This window comes from Acinetobacter sp. CAU_H_78 (assembly GCF_058599365.1).
In genome coordinates this window covers 1,666,601-1,685,200 of record NZ_CM178652.1, presented here as the reverse complement: position 1 = coordinate 1,685,200, position 18,600 = coordinate 1,666,601, and the positions used below count along the sequence as shown (strand labels likewise).

Sequence of the window (18,600 nt, the reverse complement as noted above, 5' to 3'; positions counted from 1 at the left end):
ATGCTCCCACATCAAATCAAGATTGCTCAAGCACTGGCATCGTCATTTACCCAAGGCGGTCGAGGTATGGTGGGCACGCCGTTTCCAAATCAGCCTGAAAAGCCAATCAAGCTATATGAATTTGAAGGTTCACCATTTTGTCGTCGTGTCCGTGAGGTATTAACCTTGCTCAATCTGGATTATGAAGTTTATCCATGTCCTAAGGGTGGCACCAAATATCGTCCGATTGTAAAACAGTTGGGAGGCAGAACCCGCTTTCCATTTTTAGTAGATGAAAATACGGGTGATCAGATGTATGAGTCACAAGATATTATTCATCACCTGTTCAAGCATTATGGCAAAAATGGCAAGATACCGAGTAAATACGCGCAATATCCTAAAATTCCAGTGGCCGCTATTGCCGGAACCATCGTGAATGGAGCCCGCGGTGTATGGATCAACAAACAGATTATTGATCGTCCAGCACCTAAACAGTTATTAGAATTATGGGGCTTTGAAGCGAGTCCGTTTACTCGAGTAGTACGTGCTGTTCTAAGCGAGCTGGAAATACCATTCATTTTTCATAACGTCGCGAAGGAACGCTGGCAAGATTATGGACCAGCAAAACTGCGTTTAAAGCCGGGTAAATATGAACCCTTATCGGGGGGTAAACGTGAACAGATACTAAAAGTAATGGGGAACAATATCCAAGTTCCTTATCTGGTTGATCCGAATACCAATACAAAAATGTTTGAGTCTAAAGATATTGTGGAGTATTTGAAGCAGCAATATGGTCCTGAGAAGAAAAGTAAAAAATAAACTGCTACCTAATATTTGGAACATACAAAAATTGCCATCTTAAAATAGATGGCATTTTTATGGTTTATAAATTTGAATTTTCCAAGAACAAGAACTCTGCTTTCAAAATTATTCATACTTAGAGCTACTCACAATAAAGTTAAAAAAACTCATGATTTTTCTTCTTTTTTTGTTTATATTTTAATTTCAATGGGGTGATAAGAATAACGATAAGGGGTGTGCTTATGACAGCACAAGACGCCGTACTACCGGTACCTGTATTAATTGTTGAAGACGAATATGTCATTCAGTGCCGTTTAAAAAATATTTTGAAGGATCTAGGGTATAGCGATGAAGTATTGCTGTTCGCCAATAATGTCAGGGAAGCCGAATATCTTCTGCAACAAGAACCGTTCTGTTTAGCACTGATTGATCTTGGACTGCCAGATGGAAATGGCATTTCCATTATTGAAAAAATACATGAGCTCGGTTCACAAACTCTGATACTCGTCGTATCCGCTTGGAGTACTCAGGACAGCCTGTTAAAAGCAATTAAGGCAGGAGCAACCGGTTATGTACTCAAGGAACGCGATGATACAGAAGTGAGTCTGGCAATTCGTAGTATTTTGCGGGGCGGCGCACCCATTGATCCTTTTATTGCGCGTGAAATTCTCAAGCAGATTTCCAGTTCAGAGCCATCTTCCTCTTTGGAACAGGTCGTACCTGATCCTGAACAGGAAAGCCTGACCCAACGGGAAAAAGAAATTCTTTCATTGGTGGCACAGGGACTTAGCAATCGTGAAATTGCCGATGAACTCTGTGTGTCACGCTATACCGTAGAGAGTCATATTAAGCATATTTACCGCAAACTCTCTGTCAGCAAGCGGACTAAAGCAGTGAGCACCGCCCGGCATTTAGGTATTCTTTAGTGCGAATGCTATCCGTTAGCAAGATGTTTAGACAAGGACTAAGGCTCTTCGCTCTATTGATGATAGGGAGCTGGCTGAGCCTATTCTCTTGCATCAGTCTGGCACAGAATAATTTTCAGATTAATGAGCTTTGTCAGGTGAACATTGAACAGCAACAAAAAGTTCAAGTCCCAAGTCATCTCGAAATTCCGGATGCGGGCTGGCAACCTGTGACATTACCGGATAACTGGAAAAATAACTGGCCGAAATATAATGGGGATGCCTGGTATAAAATTCGCTGGGGTTGGTCTTGTCAGGACAATATACGTCTGGCTGAACCCATTGTTTTTGGGATTGATTATCTGAACTCTGCTGGAGCTGTTTTTCTGAATGATGATCTGCTGTGGTCGGATCAAAATCTGCAAGAACCTTTATCTAAAAGCTGGAATGTACCACGTTACTGGATTTTGCCCATTGCAGGCTTGAAGCAGACAGACAATGAACTGCTGATTTATGTACGGGGTTACAGTTTCCAAGGTGCAGGACTTGGCAGGATTGAATTTCATAATGTCATGGCCAACGACCAGCATTATTCAAAAAAGATCTGGGATCGCCGTACGCTCTTTCAGATCAATATGATTCTATCCGGTACGATTGGAGTCATTAGCCTGATTATCTGGCTATTCCGACGTTCTGAAACCACTTTTGGCTGGCTGGCGCTGAGTTCATTATTGTGGATTTTGTTTATCTCCAATGTATTAACCACAGAGAATTTTCCTTTTCCCTCCAGTATATGGGCCAGTAAAGCCAATCTGATTTTCTTTATCCTTTATATGCACTTCTTCTGCCTGTATTTGATTCGGTTCTTGAAGCAGAAATTTCAGCGTTTGGAGCGGGGGCTTATCGGGGTTACTGCTTTATTTAGTGTATTCATCATAGCCAGTTCTTTAGAGCATTTAGAAGCGGTGCTCAGTGTCGCTTTTGTCTCATATGTGCTGCTTTATATTAGTTGCGTCATCTATGTCAGCTACTGGGCCATTAAAACCCGCAATGGGGAATATCTGTTTCTGATGCTTTGTCTGTGGGGAATTTTGCTGTGTGTCATTATAGATCTGATCATTCTGGGTCAAACGGCGGTTAGTGAATTCTCACCTTTATCACCTTATACATCACCGATTATTATTCTGTTTGTTGTGCTAATTATGGGGACACGACTGAATCGTAATATCAAAAAGATCGAAAAATTTAATACGCAGTTAGAATCAAAAGTACGGCAAGTCAGTGCTGATCTAAATAAAAGCTTGAGTGATCAGCATAAGCTGGAACTGGATAATGTGCGTTTGCAGGAACGGATTAATCTGTCACATGAACTGCATGATGGACTGGGTGGCTCGATTGTGCGTTCCATGATTCTGGTGGATCAAAGTACCGAAAATATTTCTAACCGGCAGTTCTTATCTATGCTGAAGCTGCTTAGGGATGACCTGCGTCAAATTATCGATAGCGGTTCTTCTATTGACAATAAAGTGCCTGAAACGCCAGTGATCTGGATTGCGCCAGTACGTTACCGATTTACTCAATTACTGGAAGAAATGGATATCGCCGTAGACTGGTCATTTCCTAAAGTCTGGCAGCGTGAACCTACTGCTTTGCAATGTCTGACCCTGATTCGTGTAGTAGAAGAGAGTCTGACCAATATTATCAAGCATAGCCAGGCGACAAAGGTGAGTGTGAGTATGGAATATACACAGCCACATCAATTGACTTTAAAAATTCAAGACAATGGGGTCGGCTTTAATCCAGAGATGGTGCAGAAAAATGGTATGAGTATTGGCATGCGCAGTATGAAAATGCGCATTGAACGCATGGGTGGAATGCTGGATATTCAGTCTGCGAAAGGTGATACCTGCGTACACGTGGTGATGGAACTCTATCAGCCTTAATCATCTCAAAATTATCCAGACATAAAAAAGAGGATCATATGATCCTCTTTTTTATAGATTTAAATGACCAAGATATAAAAACTTATTCTTCTTCAGCCCGTGGCACTAGCATCAGTACAGAATCATTCAATAGCTCAGCAACATCCTCCAGCATATCTTCGTCAGCGAAACCTTCATCCAGTAAGACACGCTCACCATCAGCAATCTGCTTCAGTTTTGCAGTAAATGCTTCTGAAATACAGATTCCTTCACCATTGGCCCAGAACAAGGTTTCACCGTCTTCTTCTGTATAGAGCAGGCGTGAAGCGGGTTCAAGCATCAGGCTATAGCCCTGATCAAGTGCTTCTTCCAGATCACCTGTGCCAATTTCTTCAGCCTCCGGAATATTCTCTTCATATTTCGGTTCTGACATCAAGCTCATGATGGCGTCTTCAAGCACATTGGAGTTATGCAACTGCTCCATGATTTTGCCTTTCAGATATTCAAGTTCATTGCCTGTGACTTCACCCGCAGCGCTAATTTGATCACGAATAATGTCAGTCAATGGATTGCGTAAGACCTCATTTTCCGAAAATTTATCGCCTACACGGTCCATCATGTCACTGACATTTGGCATACGGAAACCAAAAGAGAAAGTCAGACAGTCATCTTCTGCTACGCCGTAGTGGGAAAGGCCGGGTGGAACATACAGCAAATCACCGGGTGCAAGGACTTCATCAAAATTCACATCCATTTCTGGCAATAATTTTAATGGCTGCCCCGGTACAAGTTCGGTCTCGGCATCACACATTTGCCCCAGTTGCCAGCGGCGATGACCATAGCCTTGAACTAGAAAAACATCATAAAAGTCGAAATGTTGACCGACTGAACCACCTTGAGGCGCATAAGACACCATGATGTCATCACGACGCCATTGAGGGATAAAAGCAAACTTTTTCCAGAGTTCAGACAGGTCGAATGAATAGTGATCCACAGCCTGAACCAGCAAAGTCCAGAGCTTAGGCATCTTCTGGAAGTCAGCTTTTAATAAAGGGGATGTCTTGACCGACCACTGATTTGGATCACGATCTTTCTGCTTGATCAGACGTGCAGTGACATTTTCTTCAAGTGCCAGCTCCATTACATCATCAGGCTCTAGCAGGCCTGCGATTTCAGGCATGGCATTACGTACCAGCAGCGGTTTTTTCTGCCAGTATTCGGCAAGGAATTGTTCAGCGGTAATACCGCCTAAAACGTCTAGAGGTAGGGACATTATTAAGACTGCATAAAAATTTGCAGGTATTTTCTCTTGAGTAAGCTTATGGTGCAAGCTGGATCATGTGAAATAGATTTTTATTGCACCTTAAGAGATGAAATCTAAGCCGTAATACTCTGTCTAAGGGAAATATTATTACAACTTTTGTTACAAATTGGGGAAGTGTGATATATCCCTTAAAAATTAAATTCAAGATTTGAGTTTTTATTTCTGAAAAGAGTTAATCAAAAGGTCTCAGTAAAAATATATTTTTTTAATAAAGTGAAAAAGAATGTAATTAAAAAGTGTGAACTGCATCAATAAATAGGTGAAAAGAATAGTGTGTTTGACATAAAAACAACAATCGTACAATTTTGCAACATTGGGGAAATATAGATTGGAAAAATAATGCAAACACTTCAAATTATTAATAAGTTAAGCCGAGAACAAACAAAATTAGAGGCAACTAATGTTCAGCTTGATGCTATTTCAATTGTAAAAGCCAAAATTAATAAGCTCGATGTTGTCGAGTTATTACAAGAGGGCAATACCCTAATTGTGGTCCTTACAAATGGCGAAAGACTGGTCATTGAAAACTTTTATGTCAGTAATGAAGATGGACTCACATCTGACATTGTATTTGAAGAAGACGATGGAGGATTGTACTGGTTTGATCAGGTCGCGAAACAGTACAAGCAGATTCCAGACATCGAAGTATTATTACCTTCATCTTCCGATAGTATGGGGCTTTTACCCTGGATTGCGGGTGGCGCAGCGCTAGTAGGTGGAATTGCAGCTGCCGCTAGCGGTGGCTCTAGTGGTGGAAGCCCATCTAATCCTGGTTCAGAACTTGAATCAAATGTTCCTGTGACTCCGACTGATCCTGTTGATCCTGTTGATCCTGTTGATCCTGTTGATCCTGTTGATCCTGTTGATCCTGTTGATCCTGTTGATCCTGTTGATCCTGTTGATCCTGTTGATCCTGTTGATCCTGTTGATCCAGTTAACCCGGTCGATCCTATTGACCCGGTTGATCCAATTGATCCTGTAGATCCTGTAGATCCTGTAGATCCTGTAGATCCTGTAGATCCTATCGATCCAGTAGATCCTGTTGACCCTGTTGACCCTGTTGACCCGGTCGATCCTGTTGATCCTGTTGATCCTGTTGATCCTGTTGATCCTGTTGATCCTGTTGATCCTGTAGATCCTGTAGATCCTGTAGATCCTGTTGATCCTATCGATCCTATCGATCCAGTAGATCCTGTAGATCCTATCGATCCAGTAGATCCTGTTGATCCTATCGATCCAGTAGATCCTGTTGATCCGGTCGATCCAGTAGATCCTGTTGATCCTGTTGATCCTGTTGATCCTGTTGATCCGGTCGATCCAGTAGATCCGGTTGATCCAGTTAACCCGGTCGATCCTATTGACCCGGTTGATCCAATTGATCCTGTGGATCCTGTAGATCCCGTTGATCCGATTGATCTAAGTTTAGAGATTTGCCTTTCATTAGAAAGTGGGTATCAACAGCGTCCAGTTATTACTGGTCAAACCAATGCCCAAGATGGAAGTGAAATTGTTATTGTTATCAGGGATTCAGCAGATTCAGTACAAATTTTAATAACAACAGCTCAAAACGGTGTGTTTGAAGCACAAGTGCCAGATATTCTTGCAGATGGCCAGTATTGTGTTGAAGCCAGCGTGACAGAAATTGAAAGTGTACGTACTGCCAGTACAAAATCAGCAGCCGAAGTTTATGCTGTAAGTGTAAAGTTGAATCCCTTAGAGGATGACTTTGATCAATATCCGGCTATCAGTGGTACTACTTCATTAGCTGATGGCACCCCAATTACAGTTGTAGTGACAGATGCTGATAAAAATGTGCAAACACTTGAAGCGATAGCAAATAATGGTTGTTTTGCAGTAGTGGTACCGGTTGCATTGGCAGATGGGCAATATAGCGTACAAGTCAGCGTGACTGAACCTAGTAGTAACCGTACTAGTTGCTCATATACAGAAGCCATTGTAGATAACTTAAATGTATGCCTTGAAGAGCCGGAAAAAAGCGCTGAGCAATACCCGATTTTAAGTGGCTATTCAAATGCGTTAGCCGGTAGTGTAGTTACACTTAAAATAAGTGATGGATCTGGAAATATTCAGAGTCTCACCACGTGTGTGGATGAAGCTGGTCATTTCTGTATTCAGGTTCCGCAAGCACTTAATATTGGTCAATATATAGTACTCGCTACAGTGGTAGATCACAAAACTCAGCGTCAGGCGGATACCCTAACATCGGCAACCATTTGGGTATTACCGTTAGCAGAAGTTTCAATTGAGCCTATTGCTTTGCTGAAAGATCCAGAAATTACGACTTCAGTAAAAATTAAAGGAAGTATTTCGGGTTCCGCAGGTAGTGAACCTGTCAAAGTTGAAGTGAAAGTCGCTGGGAAAATCTATGAAGCTGTTATTGATGAGGCAGATAATTCATGGAGTGTGGATGTTACAGCAGGACATTTGCGTATGGATACGCAGGTGGAAGTGATTGGTATCGTTAAAGATATTCAGTCTCAATTAGAAAGCCTGCCGTCTTATCCTGTAATTGGAACCATTCCTGTTGAAATTACCTCGGCACAGATTGTGGTTGGTGGTGATGGAGATGATGATATTGTCGGAGGAAGTTCTGAAGATATCCTGGTGGGTGATTTAGGTGGGGTACAAACTTATACTGAAGCCGGTAAAAACTACAATATCGCCATGTTAATTGACCTGTCTGGCAGTATGGCAGATACCATTAGATATAATGGAAAATACATTACCTATGCACAAATGGTGCAAGAAGTGCTCAAACATTTTAGTTCCATTTTAGCCAAGCATGATGGTCTGATTAATTTCAAGATCATGACCTTTAGTTCTACAGATTCTAGGGGGAATAACTATTCAGGCAATCGAAAATCTATCGAAATTTCTGCTCAGAATTTAAAAGATCCGAGCTTATTGCCTAATTTAGAGCTTTGGATAAAGAATCAAATTGTTGCAACGTCAGGGACATTCTTCACTCCATCATCAGGTGGTACAGACTATAATGAAGCGTTCAAGCAGGCAACGGACTGGTTTAATAGCGCAAATATCAAAAATTCAGGCTATGAAAACCAGACTTATTTTATTACGGATGGTGATCCAACAGACAACGTACAAAATAATAAAGCAAACTTTGCAAAGTTAGATCAACTCTCAAAAGTGTTTGCAGCAGGTATTCTTCATCCGAAAGAAGAAACACTTAAGCTATATGACAATACCAATGAACAAGGGGAGAAAGTTGCTATCGGTGAAGGCTCGGTTGCTGTACTGAAAACTCCGCAAGAATTGATGGCTTATATTATTGGAGAGCAACTAGTTACTCAGCTCAATCCGATGGGTCATGACAATATTCATGCAGGTGCCGGTGCTGATGTCATCTTTGCGGACACGATCAATACGGATCACCTAACTTGGGATGAACGTATTTCTCCGCAAGGTTCTGGTTATATTGTGATTGAAGAATACCTGAAATCACAAAAACCTGTAGGTGAGGTATTAACCCAGCAAGAAGTCTATACCTACCTCAAAAAACACTTTAGAGACCTTATCAAGGAAAATGATACCCATGGCGGTAATGATATTATCAAGGCGGGCAGTGGTGATGACATTATTATCGCGGGTGCGGGGAATGACACCATTTATGCTGATCAGGGTAATGACCTGATTTCTTCAGGCTTAGGTGTGGATACTCTGGTCTACGAAGTACTAGATGCAGCGGATGCAACTGCCGGTCATGGTGTAGATACCTGGATCGATTTTAATTTAGCAGGTTCAGGGCAAGACTCTAACTTGCTGGATGTTGATGTTATCCAGTTTGATAAAGAGTTCTTTGATGGTTTGCTGTCTGACCTAAGTAATATCAATGATTATATTACAGTTGAGGATATAGACGGTCATGCAGTGATTCGTGTTGACCGAGATGGATCAGAATCAGAATTTCAGTGCACAGATTTACTGATTCTGGAAAATCAGCAAGGACTCACTTTGCAGCAGCTTTTGTCTGAAAATCAGCTAATTATTGGTTAAGTATTATCATGATTTAAAAAAGCAGTCTTGGGACTGCTTTTTTATTACTTCTTTAAAGGATTAAGGAACTAAAATCTTTAGCTCACGCAGAATATTGCATAGCTGAATCATCGGCATACCCATCAGGGTAGTTTGATCCTGCCCGATCATGGTTTCAAACAGGCTAATCCCAAGACTTTCGCATTTAAAACTACCGGCACAATGCAAGGGCTGTTCGATTTCTACATAACGCTCAATTTCCGCTTGAGACAGTTTGCGGAATTTGACTTTATAATGTTCTACCAGCGTACGTTCAAAACCGGTAGATTTCTGTTGAACGCTGAGCGCCGTACTGAAATACACAATCTTGTCCGAATTGGCCTGCAGCTGGCGAATGGCCTTTTCTATTGTTAAAGGCTTACCCATAAAGATATCTGGTGCGCCTTCACGCCAGGCTACCTGATCAGAACCGATCACAATTGCATCAGGATGTTGCTCAGCGACATGACGAGATTTTTCAAAAGCCAGGCGTTTGGCTAATTCATCCGCATGATTTTCACCTTGGGGTGATTCATCTATGTCCGGGACGACCGATACGTAATCAAGACGTAGACGGTTCATCAGTTCTTTACGGGTCTGGCTTGAAGAAGCCAAGATGATTTTTGCGGTATTCATTAGACAGCGTATTCTTCTAAAATATGGAGAGGAACATAAGCAAGGACAGCTTTGTGACAGGCTTGCAGCTTGATCGGTGGCGCTTGTCCAGCTTCATAAGCTTCTACCCAGCGTGTCACGCAGATACACCAGAAATCACCAGGTTGCAGTCCAGGAAATCCCAGTTCTGGTAATGGTGTAATCAGGTCATTGCCCACTTTCTGGGAAAAATTCAGAAATTCAGAGGTCATCTGTGCACAGACAGTGTGCTGTCCCAGATCGGTAGGTGCGGTATGGCAAAAGCCATTACGGAAATACCCAGTAATGGGATCAAAACAACAGCTTGCCAAAGGCTCGCCCAGAACATTGAGACGGTTAAGATTAGGATCAGGATGTATCGACATAGGTACTGAATCTGGAAGAAGCTTTTTTCTATCATAACAAAACTTTGGCATTCATAATGTTTTCTGCAAAAGATGCTAACCTTTTTCTGCATAATCATTTAAAATCGCCTCGTTTTTAATATCTATAAAGAGAGCTCTACAATGAACTTTCAGCGTATGACTGACCTTGACCTGACGGGTAAACGTGTTCTGATCCGTGAAGATTTAAATGTACCGGTTAAAAATGGTGTAATCACTAGCGATGCGCGTCTACGTGCTGCATTACCAACAATTAAAGCTGCAGTAGAAAAGGGCGCGGCTGTCATGGTGTATTCACACCTTGGTCGTCCAGTTGAAGGTGAGCCGAAGGCTGAACAGTCTCTTGCACCTGTAGCAGCTTATCTGACTGAAGCATTGGGTCAGGAAGTAAAACTTTTCACAGACTATCTAGATGGTGTTGAAGTTCAGCCGAGTCAAGTGGTTTTACTGGAAAACTGCCGTTTCAACGTAGGGGAAAAGAAAAACAATCCTGAACTTGCAGCAAAATATGCAGCCCTTTGTGACGTATTCGTGATGGATGCGTTCGGTACTGCACACCGTGCAGAAGCATCAACTGAAGGTGTCGCTCGTTTAGCTAAAGTAGCAGCAGCAGGTCCTTTATTGGCGGCTGAACTGGATGCATTGGGCCGTGCATTGAAAACACCTGAAAAACCAATGGTTGCGATCGTTGCGGGTTCTAAAGTTTCTACCAAGCTTGATGTTTTGACTTCATTGTCTGACATCTGTGATCAATTGATTGTTGGTGGTGGTATCGCAAATACGTTCCTTGCAGCTGCTGGTTACAATGTAGGTAAATCACTGTGTGAAAATGACCTGATCGATACAGCGAAAGCCATTGCCGCAAAAGTTTCAGTTCCACTTCCTACTGATGTTGTGGTTGCTGATGCATCTGAAATCAACTTTGATGACTTCCTGGGTTCATTAGCTGCGGCTAAAGCGACTGTGAAGAAAGTTGAAGACGTTGCTGACAATGACATGATCCTTGACGTTGGTCCAGAAACTGCAAAAGCATTTGCTGAAATCCTGAAAACGTCTAAAACAATTCTTTGGAATGGTCCAGTCGGCGTATTCGAAGTAGATCAGTTCGGTGAAGGTACTAAAGCATTGTCTTTAGCGATTGCGGAATCTGAAGGTTTCTCGATTGCAGGTGGTGGCGATACTTTAGCTGCGATCGATAAATACGAAGTTGCTGACAAAATTGGCTATATCTCTACAGGTGGCGGTGCATTCCTTGAATTCGTTGAAGGCAAAACACTTCCTGCAGTTGCGGTATTGTTAGAGCGTGCTTAATCGCATGTCCTAATGTAAAAAGCTGGCTTGATGCCAGCTTTTTTTATTTTTATAGCTTATTTATTCCAGATCTGTTCATCAATGATTCATTAAAGTGCAATAAAGCTGTCATAAGATGCAGACAATAGAGTATGAAGATGAGATCTTTAGATGAAACAGCACCTCACTTTAGCTGCATTGCTGGCAGCATCTTTTATGTTTACTGCCTGTACCCCACAGAAAAATACACCGGCAGATGACCTAGAAAATACAACAGTGGTAAATGAAGAGACTATTAGTCCGGAGCAACAAGCCGCAATTGATGCGATTGATAAACCGGTTCTGGATGAAAAAAATACAGATGTTCCGGCTGAAATTGCCAATGCACCTGCAGATGCCGCGACTGTAGATGAATCTGTATCAGGTGCTTCCGAGCCTATGACACTATAACTCAGACTATGCAAGTAAAAATCACTGCTTTTGCAGGGATTTTTTATAAAATATTGTATTTTTTGGCTGTATTGCAATAGTTGAACATGTAGAATATGGCCCATTACCTGGGAGGATATTATGGCTCTTATTTCGATGCGCCAGCTCTTGGATCACGCCGGCGAACATGCTTACGGCGTACCAGCGTTTAACGTAAACAACTTAGAACAAATGCGCGCAATCATGCTCGCAGCAGATGCAACGAATTCACCTGTAATCGTGCAGGCATCTGCAGGTGCTCGCAAATATGCAGGTGCACCATTCTTACGTCACCTTATCTTGGCTGCAGTTGAAGAATGGCCACATATTCCAGTGGTAATGCACCAAGATCATGGTACTAGCCCTGACGTATGTCAACGTTCAATCCAGTTAGGCTTTACTTCAGTCATGATGGACGGTTCACTGGGTGAAGATGGTAAAACACCAACTTCATACGAATACAACGTTGATGTGACTCGCCGTACTGTACAAATGGCACATGCATGCGGCGTTTCAGTAGAAGGTGAGATCGGCTGTCTGGGTAGCCTTGAAACAGGTATGGCAGGCGAAGAAGATGGTGTAGGCGCTGAAGGCGTACTTGATCATTCTCAACTGCTAACTTCAGTTGAAGAAGCTCGTCAATTCGTTGCAGATACCAATGTTGACGCATTAGCCATTGCAGTGGGTACTTCACACGGTGCGTACAAGTTTACTCGTCCACCTACAGGCGATATTCTTGCAATTGACCGCATTAAAGAAATTCATGAAGCTCTGCCAAATACTCACCTTGTAATGCATGGTTCTAGCTCTGTGCCGCAAGAATGGCTTGCTGTGATTAATCAGTATGGCGGCGACATCAAAGAAACTTATGGTGTTCCTGTTGAGCAACTGGTTGAAGCGATCAAACACGGTGTTCGTAAAATCAACATCGATACTGACTTGCGTTTAGCTTCTACAGGTGCAATGCGCCGTATGATGGCTGAAAAACCAAGCGAATTCGATCCACGTAAATTCTTCAGCGCAACTGTAGATGCAATGAAGCAAATCTGTATCGACCGTTACGAAGCATTTGGTACTGCAGGCAATGCAGACAAGATTCGTCCAATCTCTTTAGAGAAAATGGTTGAGCGTTATAAATAATTCCTTGTGAATAATTTATAAGAAGAGCCCACAGCGAATGTGGGCTTTTTTATATATATAAATAAAGATGAAGAATAAGAGCAGCATATGGAACTGATTTTTATTGCCGCATTTTGTAGTGTTGCAGTCTCGTTACTCTTAAAAATTGCTAAAAATAGAGGCTTGAGCCCTATCCACATGATTAGCTGGAATTATGTTACAGCCAGCATATTGTGTTTTTTCTGGTTCAAGCCAGACATCCAGCATATTTCCATGAGTCAGACTCCATGGCTACTGATTCTGGCCCTCGGTGTTTTATTGCCTAGTGTTTTTCTGTTTCTGGCCAAGTCATTACAAACAGCAGGGATCTTAAAAACTGAAATTGCCCAGCGATTATCGGTTGTACTATCACTGGCTGCTGCTTATTTCATTTTTCAGGAACAATTTAACCAGCTCAAGATGCTGGGTATTGTCTTAGGCATAAGTTCCGTACTGTGCATTCTATTCTCACACCGTCAGACATCACAAAGCTCCAGGCAGGGAATGTTTTTTCTGGGCCTAGTGTGGTTTGGTTATGCGCTGATTGATGTCTTGCTGAAATATACCACCAGCCTTGGTCTACAATTTGCTGTGGCACTGAACTTGATGTTTATCTGTGCCATGATTCTGTCGATGATCTATCTGCTGCTGCAATATCGTCATCTGGGTTCTGGCAAGGATATTGGTTTCGGTCTGTTATTGGGTGCGTTGAACTTTGCCAATATCGCTTTTTACGTCAAAGCCCACATGATGCTCAAAGATACGCCAGCGATTGTATTCGCGGGCATGAATATTCTGGTGGTGATTTTTGGTGTGATTGCAGGTTTGCTCATCTTTAAAGAACGACTCAAACCTGCAAGTACGATCGGGCTGATTCTAGGCGTGATTAGTGTTGTTTGCCTAGCATATGCAATGTCTGTTTAACATAGGAAGATGCAAATTCAAGTGGATAACGTAACAGGTCTTCTTTTTCAGCCCGTCCAAGCAATAAGCCTGCCTGTTTGCAGTCCGGACAATTCGGATAACGATGCTGGGCATTAGCATAGTGATGTAAATAGATCTTATCGCAGTGTTTGCATTCAAATTTTAAAGAGCTGGATGGTAAAACAGACATGGGTACCTCTAATTGTTATTCTAGTTGGATGTTTGGATAATAAAGCAAAAATTAGGCCCGAATTGACAAGAAAAGGGGCACTAGACCCCTTTTATAACATAAAATGCTTACAGTTTGGTGAAAATATCTTCAGCTTGCAGACGAGATTTAGGCAATTTGGCATTGAAATCATTTTCACTGCGATAACCTAAAGTAAGCAATACAGAAGGAATCAGGCCCTGTTCAGCTAACTGTAATTCCTCACTCAGAATGTCTTCATCAAAACCACCAATCGGTGTGGCATCAATACCTTCACTTCCTGCAGCCAGTAAGATCTGTCCTAGTGCAATAAAGGTTTGGTTTTCTGCCCAGCGCTGAATATCACCTTTTTCATTACGATAATAATGTACATAACCGGTACGGGTATTCTTTTGACCTTCTTTGGCGCTTTCATCTTTAAAACGACCACTGAGATCATCACGATTTAACAGGTTGTCCAGATGTAATTCGTCAATATCGGCTTTGGTACAAAATAAAATGGTATGTGAAGAGTCTAGCACTTTGGGTGCATTGTAGGCATAAGTTCCAATTAGTGCTTTGGCAATACGCTGTTTAGCGGCATCATTGTCAGCAATAAAAAAATGCCAGGGCTGAATGTTAATCGAAGATGGCGTCAGGCGTAAGATTTCTAATAAACGTTCAAATTGTTCTGCTGGAACCTTCTTGTTAGGGTCATAAGCTTTAGTGGTATAACGGGTTTGAGCGATCTTAAGTAAATCCATTGATGGACTCCAATCTTTTGATAAGGCGTTTAGAAATATGCTTTAGGCATCTAGATTTTTCTGATCAAAAGATTATTACAATAAAAACATCATCGGCAAAGTCTATATTTATATAATCTTGAGTGAAATTTTATGAAAAACTAAGAGTTAAATCAGATAAAAAGCGAGCTTTTGTATATTGGCAGTTTCTGGTAACAGGAGTTTAATAAGAACTTCAGGCAATAGCATGCAAGATAGGTGGGCCGATGCAATATACCAATTACTTTAAACGTAAATTAAAGACGCAGCAGCAAATTGGCTTATGGGTCGGACTAGCTGATGCGTATGGGACAGAAATTGCGGCAAATGCAGGCTATGACTGGCTCTTGATTGATGGCGAGCATGCCCCAAGCGACTTGAGAACGACGCTCTCTCAATTACAGAGTATCGCTGCTTATCCATCTCAAGCTGTAGTACGCCCACCAATTGGCAGTGTACAATTGATCAAGCAGTTACTCGATATTGGCGCACAGACCTTATTGATTCCTATGGTAGAAACTGTGGAGCAGGCCGAATTAATGGTCAAAGCAGTCCGCTATCCCCCAGAAGGAATTCGTGGCGTGGGCGCTGCACTGGCACGTGCGACTCGCTGGAACAGTATCCCGAATTATTACCAGACTGCTCATGAAAATATCTGTTTGTTAATTCAGATTGAATCGGTGACAGGTCTGGAAAATCTGGATGAAATCCTCAAGATTGAGGGGATTGATGGTGTATTTATTGGAGCGGTAGATCTTTCAGCGACTATGGGCTATCAGGGGAATCCGAACCATCCTGAAGTACAAAAAGCAGTAGTAGACGCCATTCAGCGGATTCGTGCATCTGGTAAGGCTGCTGGGATTTTATCGACTCAGCATGAAGCTACCCAGAAATATTTGGACCTTGGAACTGAGTTTGTTGCAGTAGGCGTCGATACCAGTGTTCTGATGAATTCGCTTCGTGAACTTTTGGTAAAATATAAACCTGATGCTGAAGTCATCAAGTCAGAAGGCGGTTATTGATTATAAAAATATCAGAGAGTCGTAAATTGTGGTTTCTCAATATTGATTACTTATATAGAAGATATTTTATAAAAGCTCTGATTTGTCAGAGCTTTTTTATTTACTTTAGCTATAGTAGTTTAAAAAATAAGATGGGTGGGATTGTAAAATGAAACCAGAAGAAATTGATGTATTTTTTGAGCAGCAAAAACAGATCCATGAGCAAAAAAACAACAACGTTATCATTTAGGGCAACGTATCTTATTCGTCTTTAATGCTGACTTATACATTGCTTAGTGGATATCTGGCAGTTTTAAACTTTCTTGATTCAGGTGATTTGATCTCTGGCTTTAGTATCATGATGTTGATCGGTTTGTTTTATATGTTGAAATACTTCTTTACTGGACATTCAGATAGGCGAAAAAGCATCTGAAAAATACTACTCTTGACATATGTCATTACAATGTAATTTTGCTATTTGGTCAAAAAAGAGTTATAAGATAATTACTTTAAAGCGAATACTGTTTTCGCTGGTTTATTTTTAGCTGATTGTGATACACGAAAGACAGGTTTTCCTGTTAAAAAAACTCTAGCAAACCCAGAAATAAGATTTATTTTTAGTCTATAGCTCTCCTTGTTTAATCACAAAAAGCTCATATTATGAGTGAATATTTTGAAAAATTTAAATACATGGTCTATCGCGACCGCCATTAATGGTTGTGAAATTCAAGTCAAAGTTGTACCAATGCAACGTCAGCAAAATACCATCAATGGTATGATTATGGTCAATGTGGGCAAGATGATTGAACTTGAAAATGGTGAACAATATCCATTTAATCTGGATGGTAAAAGTTTCTATACTGGTTTTAACCAGTTATACCGTTTAAGTTAAATAAAATATAAAAAGCAACTGCTCGCAGTTGCTTTTTTTCATGGGTAATACCAGATTTTTAATTGAATGTTATGAATATCAATATCCGAGCTGCCCAGCTCTAAAATCTCAGCATAATCAGCTTTCCAATCTCCTAAAACAATTCTTTTTTTACCATTTACATCATGTATTGCAGCGCGATGAGTATGTCCATGAATCAGCACATCTGCTTCTTTGAGTGCTGCTTCTACCGCAGATGGGTTTACATCCATAACTTCATAGCTTTTCAATTGCTGTGCTTCATGGCTTTTCTTGCGGAAACCATTAGCGATTCTGGCACGGAAACTTAAAGGCATTTTTCTTAAAAAGCCTAAAATCCAGGCATGACGGATGACTTTTCTGAAACGTTGATAGGACACATCATCGGTACAGAGTGCATCGCCATGTTCAATCCGGTATCGGATCGAACCTATATTTAAACTGGTCACTTCAGGTAAAAGCTGTCCGGAAAATTGATCCAGAAAAACTTGGCCTAAGGCAAAGTCACGGTTACCGATGAGAAAAAAGATCTGATTACCGGCCTGGTTAAACTGTTTTAAAGCAGTGATAATTTCATCCAGCCAGGGAGCCGAGTAGTCATCTCCAATCCAGGCATTGAACCAGTCGCCCAAAATATACAGTTGAGTATTTTTATGCTGATAAGCTGCCAATAAATCTAAAAACCCCCGAACAAGTCGAGGGTGATCAGGTGACAAATGTAAATCTGAGATAAACAGATAGGTCACGAATCTTTTCCTTATTTTTGAATCTCCCTAAATCCCTCTTTGATAAAGAGGGAGTTTTCCTCCCTTTCTTGCGCTTCGTTTTAAAAGCAGTGCTTTAAAACTTACTCAGGGAAGAGAAAAACCATCTTTAAAAATGGTGGTTCCCTCCTTTATTAAAGGAGGGTTAGGGAGGATTTAAAATTACTCAGAAATGATTTTTGCAGATTCGATCACAACGTTCTCTAGAGGAACGTCGGCGTGGTAACCACGGTTGCCAGTGCGAACGCCTTTAATTGCATCAACAACGTCCATGCCTTCAACCACTTTACCAAATACAGCATAACCCCAACCTTGTGCAGTTTTGCCAGTATGGTTAAGGAAAGAGTTGTTTTTCACGTTAATGAAGAACTGAGCAGAAGCAGAGTGAGGTGCTTGAGTACGTGCCATTGCAATGGTACCTACATCGTTGCTTAAACCGTTGTCAGCTTCGTTTTCAATCGCATCACGCGTTGCTTTTTCTTTGAAGTTTTCATCCATGCCGCCGCCTTGGATCATGAAACCATCAATAACGCGGTGGAAAATTACGCCGTCATAAAAACCGTCACGTACATATTGCAAGAAGTTAGCTACTGTTTTAGGTGCTTTTTCAGCGTTTAATTCAAGAACAATACGACCTTTATTGGTGTTTAATTCGACTTGAGGAAAACTCATTGTGTAATCTCCTAATCATGGACTAATGCCATGGTTTTTTCTGAATGAAGGAAGCATAAGCAAACTACAATCGACAAGGCAAGCAAAAACATAATTTTCTTGTTAAAAACATAAAAATCGTATCTTATTTATGCATTGATTTACAAAGTCATTTCTTCTAGATCATGCGTCTTCATAAAGCTTGTCTGACCCTAAGAGCATGCACTGATCTGCTGGCTCAGTCAAAAGCGGATATTTTACGATTTGGTAAGCTATTGTATTTTCCAATTTGAAAATGAACGAATTGAAATCAAATACCTAAGTTAACGGTTGAGAGATCATTCACCTATAGTTAAACTAAAGAACCTTTATTTAGTGAATACAGTTAGACCGCGTGAGCTACTGCATATTCATTAATCCCTTTTTAACTTTAGAAGTGAATGA

17 protein-coding genes are annotated in these 18,600 nt (G+C 41.2%); 10 read left to right on the top strand and 7 right to left on the bottom strand.

Features of this window, described 5'->3' with window-relative positions; all coding sequences use genetic code 11:
- From AC4MCD_RS08195 to AC4MCD_RS08185, 3 genes are all read left to right on the top strand, one after another.
- The gene (locus AC4MCD_RS08195; protein ID WP_491875885.1) at positions 1-798 is read left to right on the top strand and encodes a glutathione S-transferase N-terminal domain-containing protein; all 798 of its coding nucleotides are present in this window, start codon (positions 1-3) and stop codon (positions 796-798) included.
- 224 nt (positions 799-1,022) lie between these two features.
- On the top strand, positions 1,023-1,706 hold the full coding sequence (locus tag AC4MCD_RS08190; protein WP_180179341.1) for a response regulator: 684 nt from the start codon (positions 1,023-1,025) through the stop codon (positions 1,704-1,706).
- Between the two features lie 59 nt (positions 1,707-1,765).
- Positions 1,766-3,628, top strand: coding sequence for a sensor histidine kinase (locus tag AC4MCD_RS08185; RefSeq protein WP_491875884.1), 1,863 nt, complete (start codon positions 1,766-1,768; stop codon positions 3,626-3,628).
- Between the two features lie 82 nt (positions 3,629-3,710).
- On the opposite strand, the gene AC4MCD_RS08180 is transcribed toward AC4MCD_RS08185, so the two are convergent.
- Complete coding sequence (locus AC4MCD_RS08180) at positions 3,711-4,880, bottom strand: ribosomal protein uL16 3-hydroxylase (RefSeq protein WP_419365715.1); 1,170 nt, start codon at positions 4,878-4,880, stop codon at positions 3,711-3,713.
- 390 nt (positions 4,881-5,270) lie between these two features.
- Between AC4MCD_RS08180 and AC4MCD_RS08175 the strand changes: the two genes are divergently transcribed.
- The gene (locus tag AC4MCD_RS08175; protein ID WP_491875883.1) at positions 5,271-8,966 is read left to right on the top strand and encodes a BapA/Bap/LapF family prefix-like domain-containing protein; all 3,696 of its coding nucleotides are present in this window, start codon (positions 5,271-5,273) and stop codon (positions 8,964-8,966) included.
- Between the two features lie 60 nt (positions 8,967-9,026).
- Here the strand turns inward: AC4MCD_RS08175 and AC4MCD_RS08170 are convergent, their stop codons facing one another.
- Entirely contained in the window at positions 9,027-9,620 is a 594-nt protein-coding gene (locus AC4MCD_RS08170) for a Maf family protein (protein WP_180017681.1), read from the bottom strand.
- Positions 9,620-10,003 carry a DUF2237 family protein gene (locus AC4MCD_RS08165; RefSeq protein WP_034170328.1) on the bottom strand — a complete coding sequence of 128 codons (384 nt, stop codon included), beginning with the start codon at positions 10,001-10,003 and terminating at the stop codon, positions 9,620-9,622. Before AC4MCD_RS08165 ends, AC4MCD_RS08170 begins: the two co-directional genes overlap by 1 nt.
- Before the next feature lie 141 nt (positions 10,004-10,144).
- Between AC4MCD_RS08165 and AC4MCD_RS08160 the strand changes: the two genes are divergently transcribed.
- The 4 genes from AC4MCD_RS08160 to AC4MCD_RS08145 all read left to right on the top strand — a co-directional run bounded on the left by AC4MCD_RS08160 (position 10,145) and on the right by AC4MCD_RS08145 (position 13,861).
- Positions 10,145-11,332, top strand: coding sequence for a phosphoglycerate kinase (locus tag AC4MCD_RS08160; protein WP_491875882.1), 1,188 nt, complete (start codon positions 10,145-10,147; stop codon positions 11,330-11,332).
- A gap of 150 nt (positions 11,333-11,482) precedes the next feature.
- Positions 11,483-11,761, top strand: a complete 279-nt coding sequence (locus tag AC4MCD_RS08155) for a hypothetical protein (RefSeq protein WP_419365316.1) — start codon at positions 11,483-11,485, stop codon at positions 11,759-11,761.
- A 120-nt stretch (positions 11,762-11,881) separates the two neighbouring features.
- A complete protein-coding gene (gene fba / locus AC4MCD_RS08150) occupies positions 11,882-12,919 on the top strand; it encodes a class II fructose-bisphosphate aldolase (RefSeq protein WP_104426189.1) in 1,038 nt (345 codons plus the stop codon).
- An 87-nt stretch (positions 12,920-13,006) separates the two neighbouring features.
- Entirely contained in the window at positions 13,007-13,861 is an 855-nt protein-coding gene (locus AC4MCD_RS08145; RefSeq protein ID WP_491875881.1) for an EamA family transporter, read from the top strand.
- On the opposite strand, the gene AC4MCD_RS08140 is transcribed toward AC4MCD_RS08145, so the two are convergent.
- Together AC4MCD_RS08140 and nfsB are read right to left on the bottom strand one after the other, a co-directional pair.
- Positions 13,824-14,051: a hypothetical protein gene (locus AC4MCD_RS08140; RefSeq protein ID WP_491875880.1), complete on the bottom strand. Its 228-nt coding sequence runs from the start codon at positions 14,049-14,051 to the stop codon at positions 13,824-13,826. The genes AC4MCD_RS08145 and AC4MCD_RS08140 overlap by 38 nt on opposite strands.
- A 107-nt stretch (positions 14,052-14,158) precedes the next feature.
- A complete protein-coding gene (nfsB, locus tag AC4MCD_RS08135) occupies positions 14,159-14,812 on the bottom strand; it encodes an oxygen-insensitive NAD(P)H nitroreductase (protein WP_180017689.1) in 654 nt (217 codons plus the stop codon).
- 245 nt (positions 14,813-15,057) lie between these two features.
- Here nfsB and hpaI point away from each other — a divergent pair, with 245 nt between their 5' ends.
- Together hpaI and AC4MCD_RS08125 are read left to right on the top strand one after the other, a co-directional pair.
- Entirely contained in the window at positions 15,058-15,852 is a 795-nt protein-coding gene (hpaI, locus tag AC4MCD_RS08130; RefSeq protein ID WP_491875879.1) for a 4-hydroxy-2-oxoheptanedioate aldolase, read from the top strand.
- 652 nt (positions 15,853-16,504) lie between these two features.
- Positions 16,505-16,723, top strand: a complete 219-nt coding sequence (locus AC4MCD_RS08125; RefSeq protein WP_004786100.1) for a hypothetical protein — start codon at positions 16,505-16,507, stop codon at positions 16,721-16,723.
- A 38-nt stretch (positions 16,724-16,761) separates the two neighbouring features.
- Here the strand turns inward: AC4MCD_RS08125 and AC4MCD_RS08120 are convergent, their stop codons facing one another.
- Both AC4MCD_RS08120 and AC4MCD_RS08115 read right to left on the bottom strand, forming a co-directional pair.
- Entirely contained in the window at positions 16,762-17,487 is a 726-nt protein-coding gene (locus tag AC4MCD_RS08120; RefSeq protein WP_491875878.1) for a UDP-2,3-diacylglucosamine diphosphatase, read from the bottom strand.
- Positions 17,488-17,667: 180 nt separating this feature from the next.
- Positions 17,668-18,177, bottom strand: coding sequence for a peptidylprolyl isomerase (locus AC4MCD_RS08115; protein WP_004786097.1), 510 nt, complete (start codon positions 18,175-18,177; stop codon positions 17,668-17,670).
- Positions 18,178-18,600 lie beyond the last annotated feature (423 nt).

Bases quoted from the DNA above. Each gene is read 5' to 3' on its own strand.
- fba (WP_104426189.1), top strand. From the start codon at position 11,882: ATGGCTCTTATTTCGATGCGCCAGCTCTTGGATCACGCCGGCGAACAT.
- AC4MCD_RS08180 (WP_419365715.1), bottom strand. From the start codon at position 4,880: ATGTCCCTACCTCTAGACGTTTTAGGCGGTATTACCGCTGAACAATTC.
- AC4MCD_RS08160 (WP_491875882.1), top strand. From the start codon at position 10,145: ATGAACTTTCAGCGTATGACTGACCTTGACCTGACGGGTAAACGTGTT.
- nfsB (WP_180017689.1), bottom strand. From the start codon at position 14,812: ATGGATTTACTTAAGATCGCTCAAACCCGTTATACCACTAAAGCTTAT.
- hpaI (WP_491875879.1), top strand. From the start codon at position 15,058: ATGCAATATACCAATTACTTTAAACGTAAATTAAAGACGCAGCAGCAA.
- AC4MCD_RS08190 (WP_180179341.1), top strand. From the start codon at position 1,023: ATGACAGCACAAGACGCCGTACTACCGGTACCTGTATTAATTGTTGAA.
- AC4MCD_RS08170 (WP_180017681.1), bottom strand. From the start codon at position 9,620: ATGAATACCGCAAAAATCATCTTGGCTTCTTCAAGCCAGACCCGTAAA.
- AC4MCD_RS08185 (WP_491875884.1), top strand. From the start codon at position 1,766: ATGATAGGGAGCTGGCTGAGCCTATTCTCTTGCATCAGTCTGGCACAG.
- AC4MCD_RS08155 (WP_419365316.1), top strand. From the start codon at position 11,483: ATGAAACAGCACCTCACTTTAGCTGCATTGCTGGCAGCATCTTTTATG.
- AC4MCD_RS08195 (WP_491875885.1), top strand. From the start codon at position 1: ATGCTCCCACATCAAATCAAGATTGCTCAAGCACTGGCATCGTCATTT.
- AC4MCD_RS08115 (WP_004786097.1), bottom strand. From the start codon at position 18,177: ATGAGTTTTCCTCAAGTCGAATTAAACACCAATAAAGGTCGTATTGTT.
- AC4MCD_RS08175 (WP_491875883.1), top strand. From the start codon at position 5,271: ATGCAAACACTTCAAATTATTAATAAGTTAAGCCGAGAACAAACAAAA.
- AC4MCD_RS08145 (WP_491875881.1), top strand. From the start codon at position 13,007: ATGGAACTGATTTTTATTGCCGCATTTTGTAGTGTTGCAGTCTCGTTA.
- AC4MCD_RS08140 (WP_491875880.1), bottom strand. From the start codon at position 14,051: ATGTCTGTTTTACCATCCAGCTCTTTAAAATTTGAATGCAAACACTGC.
- AC4MCD_RS08165 (WP_034170328.1), bottom strand. From the start codon at position 10,003: ATGTCGATACATCCTGATCCTAATCTTAACCGTCTCAATGTTCTGGGC.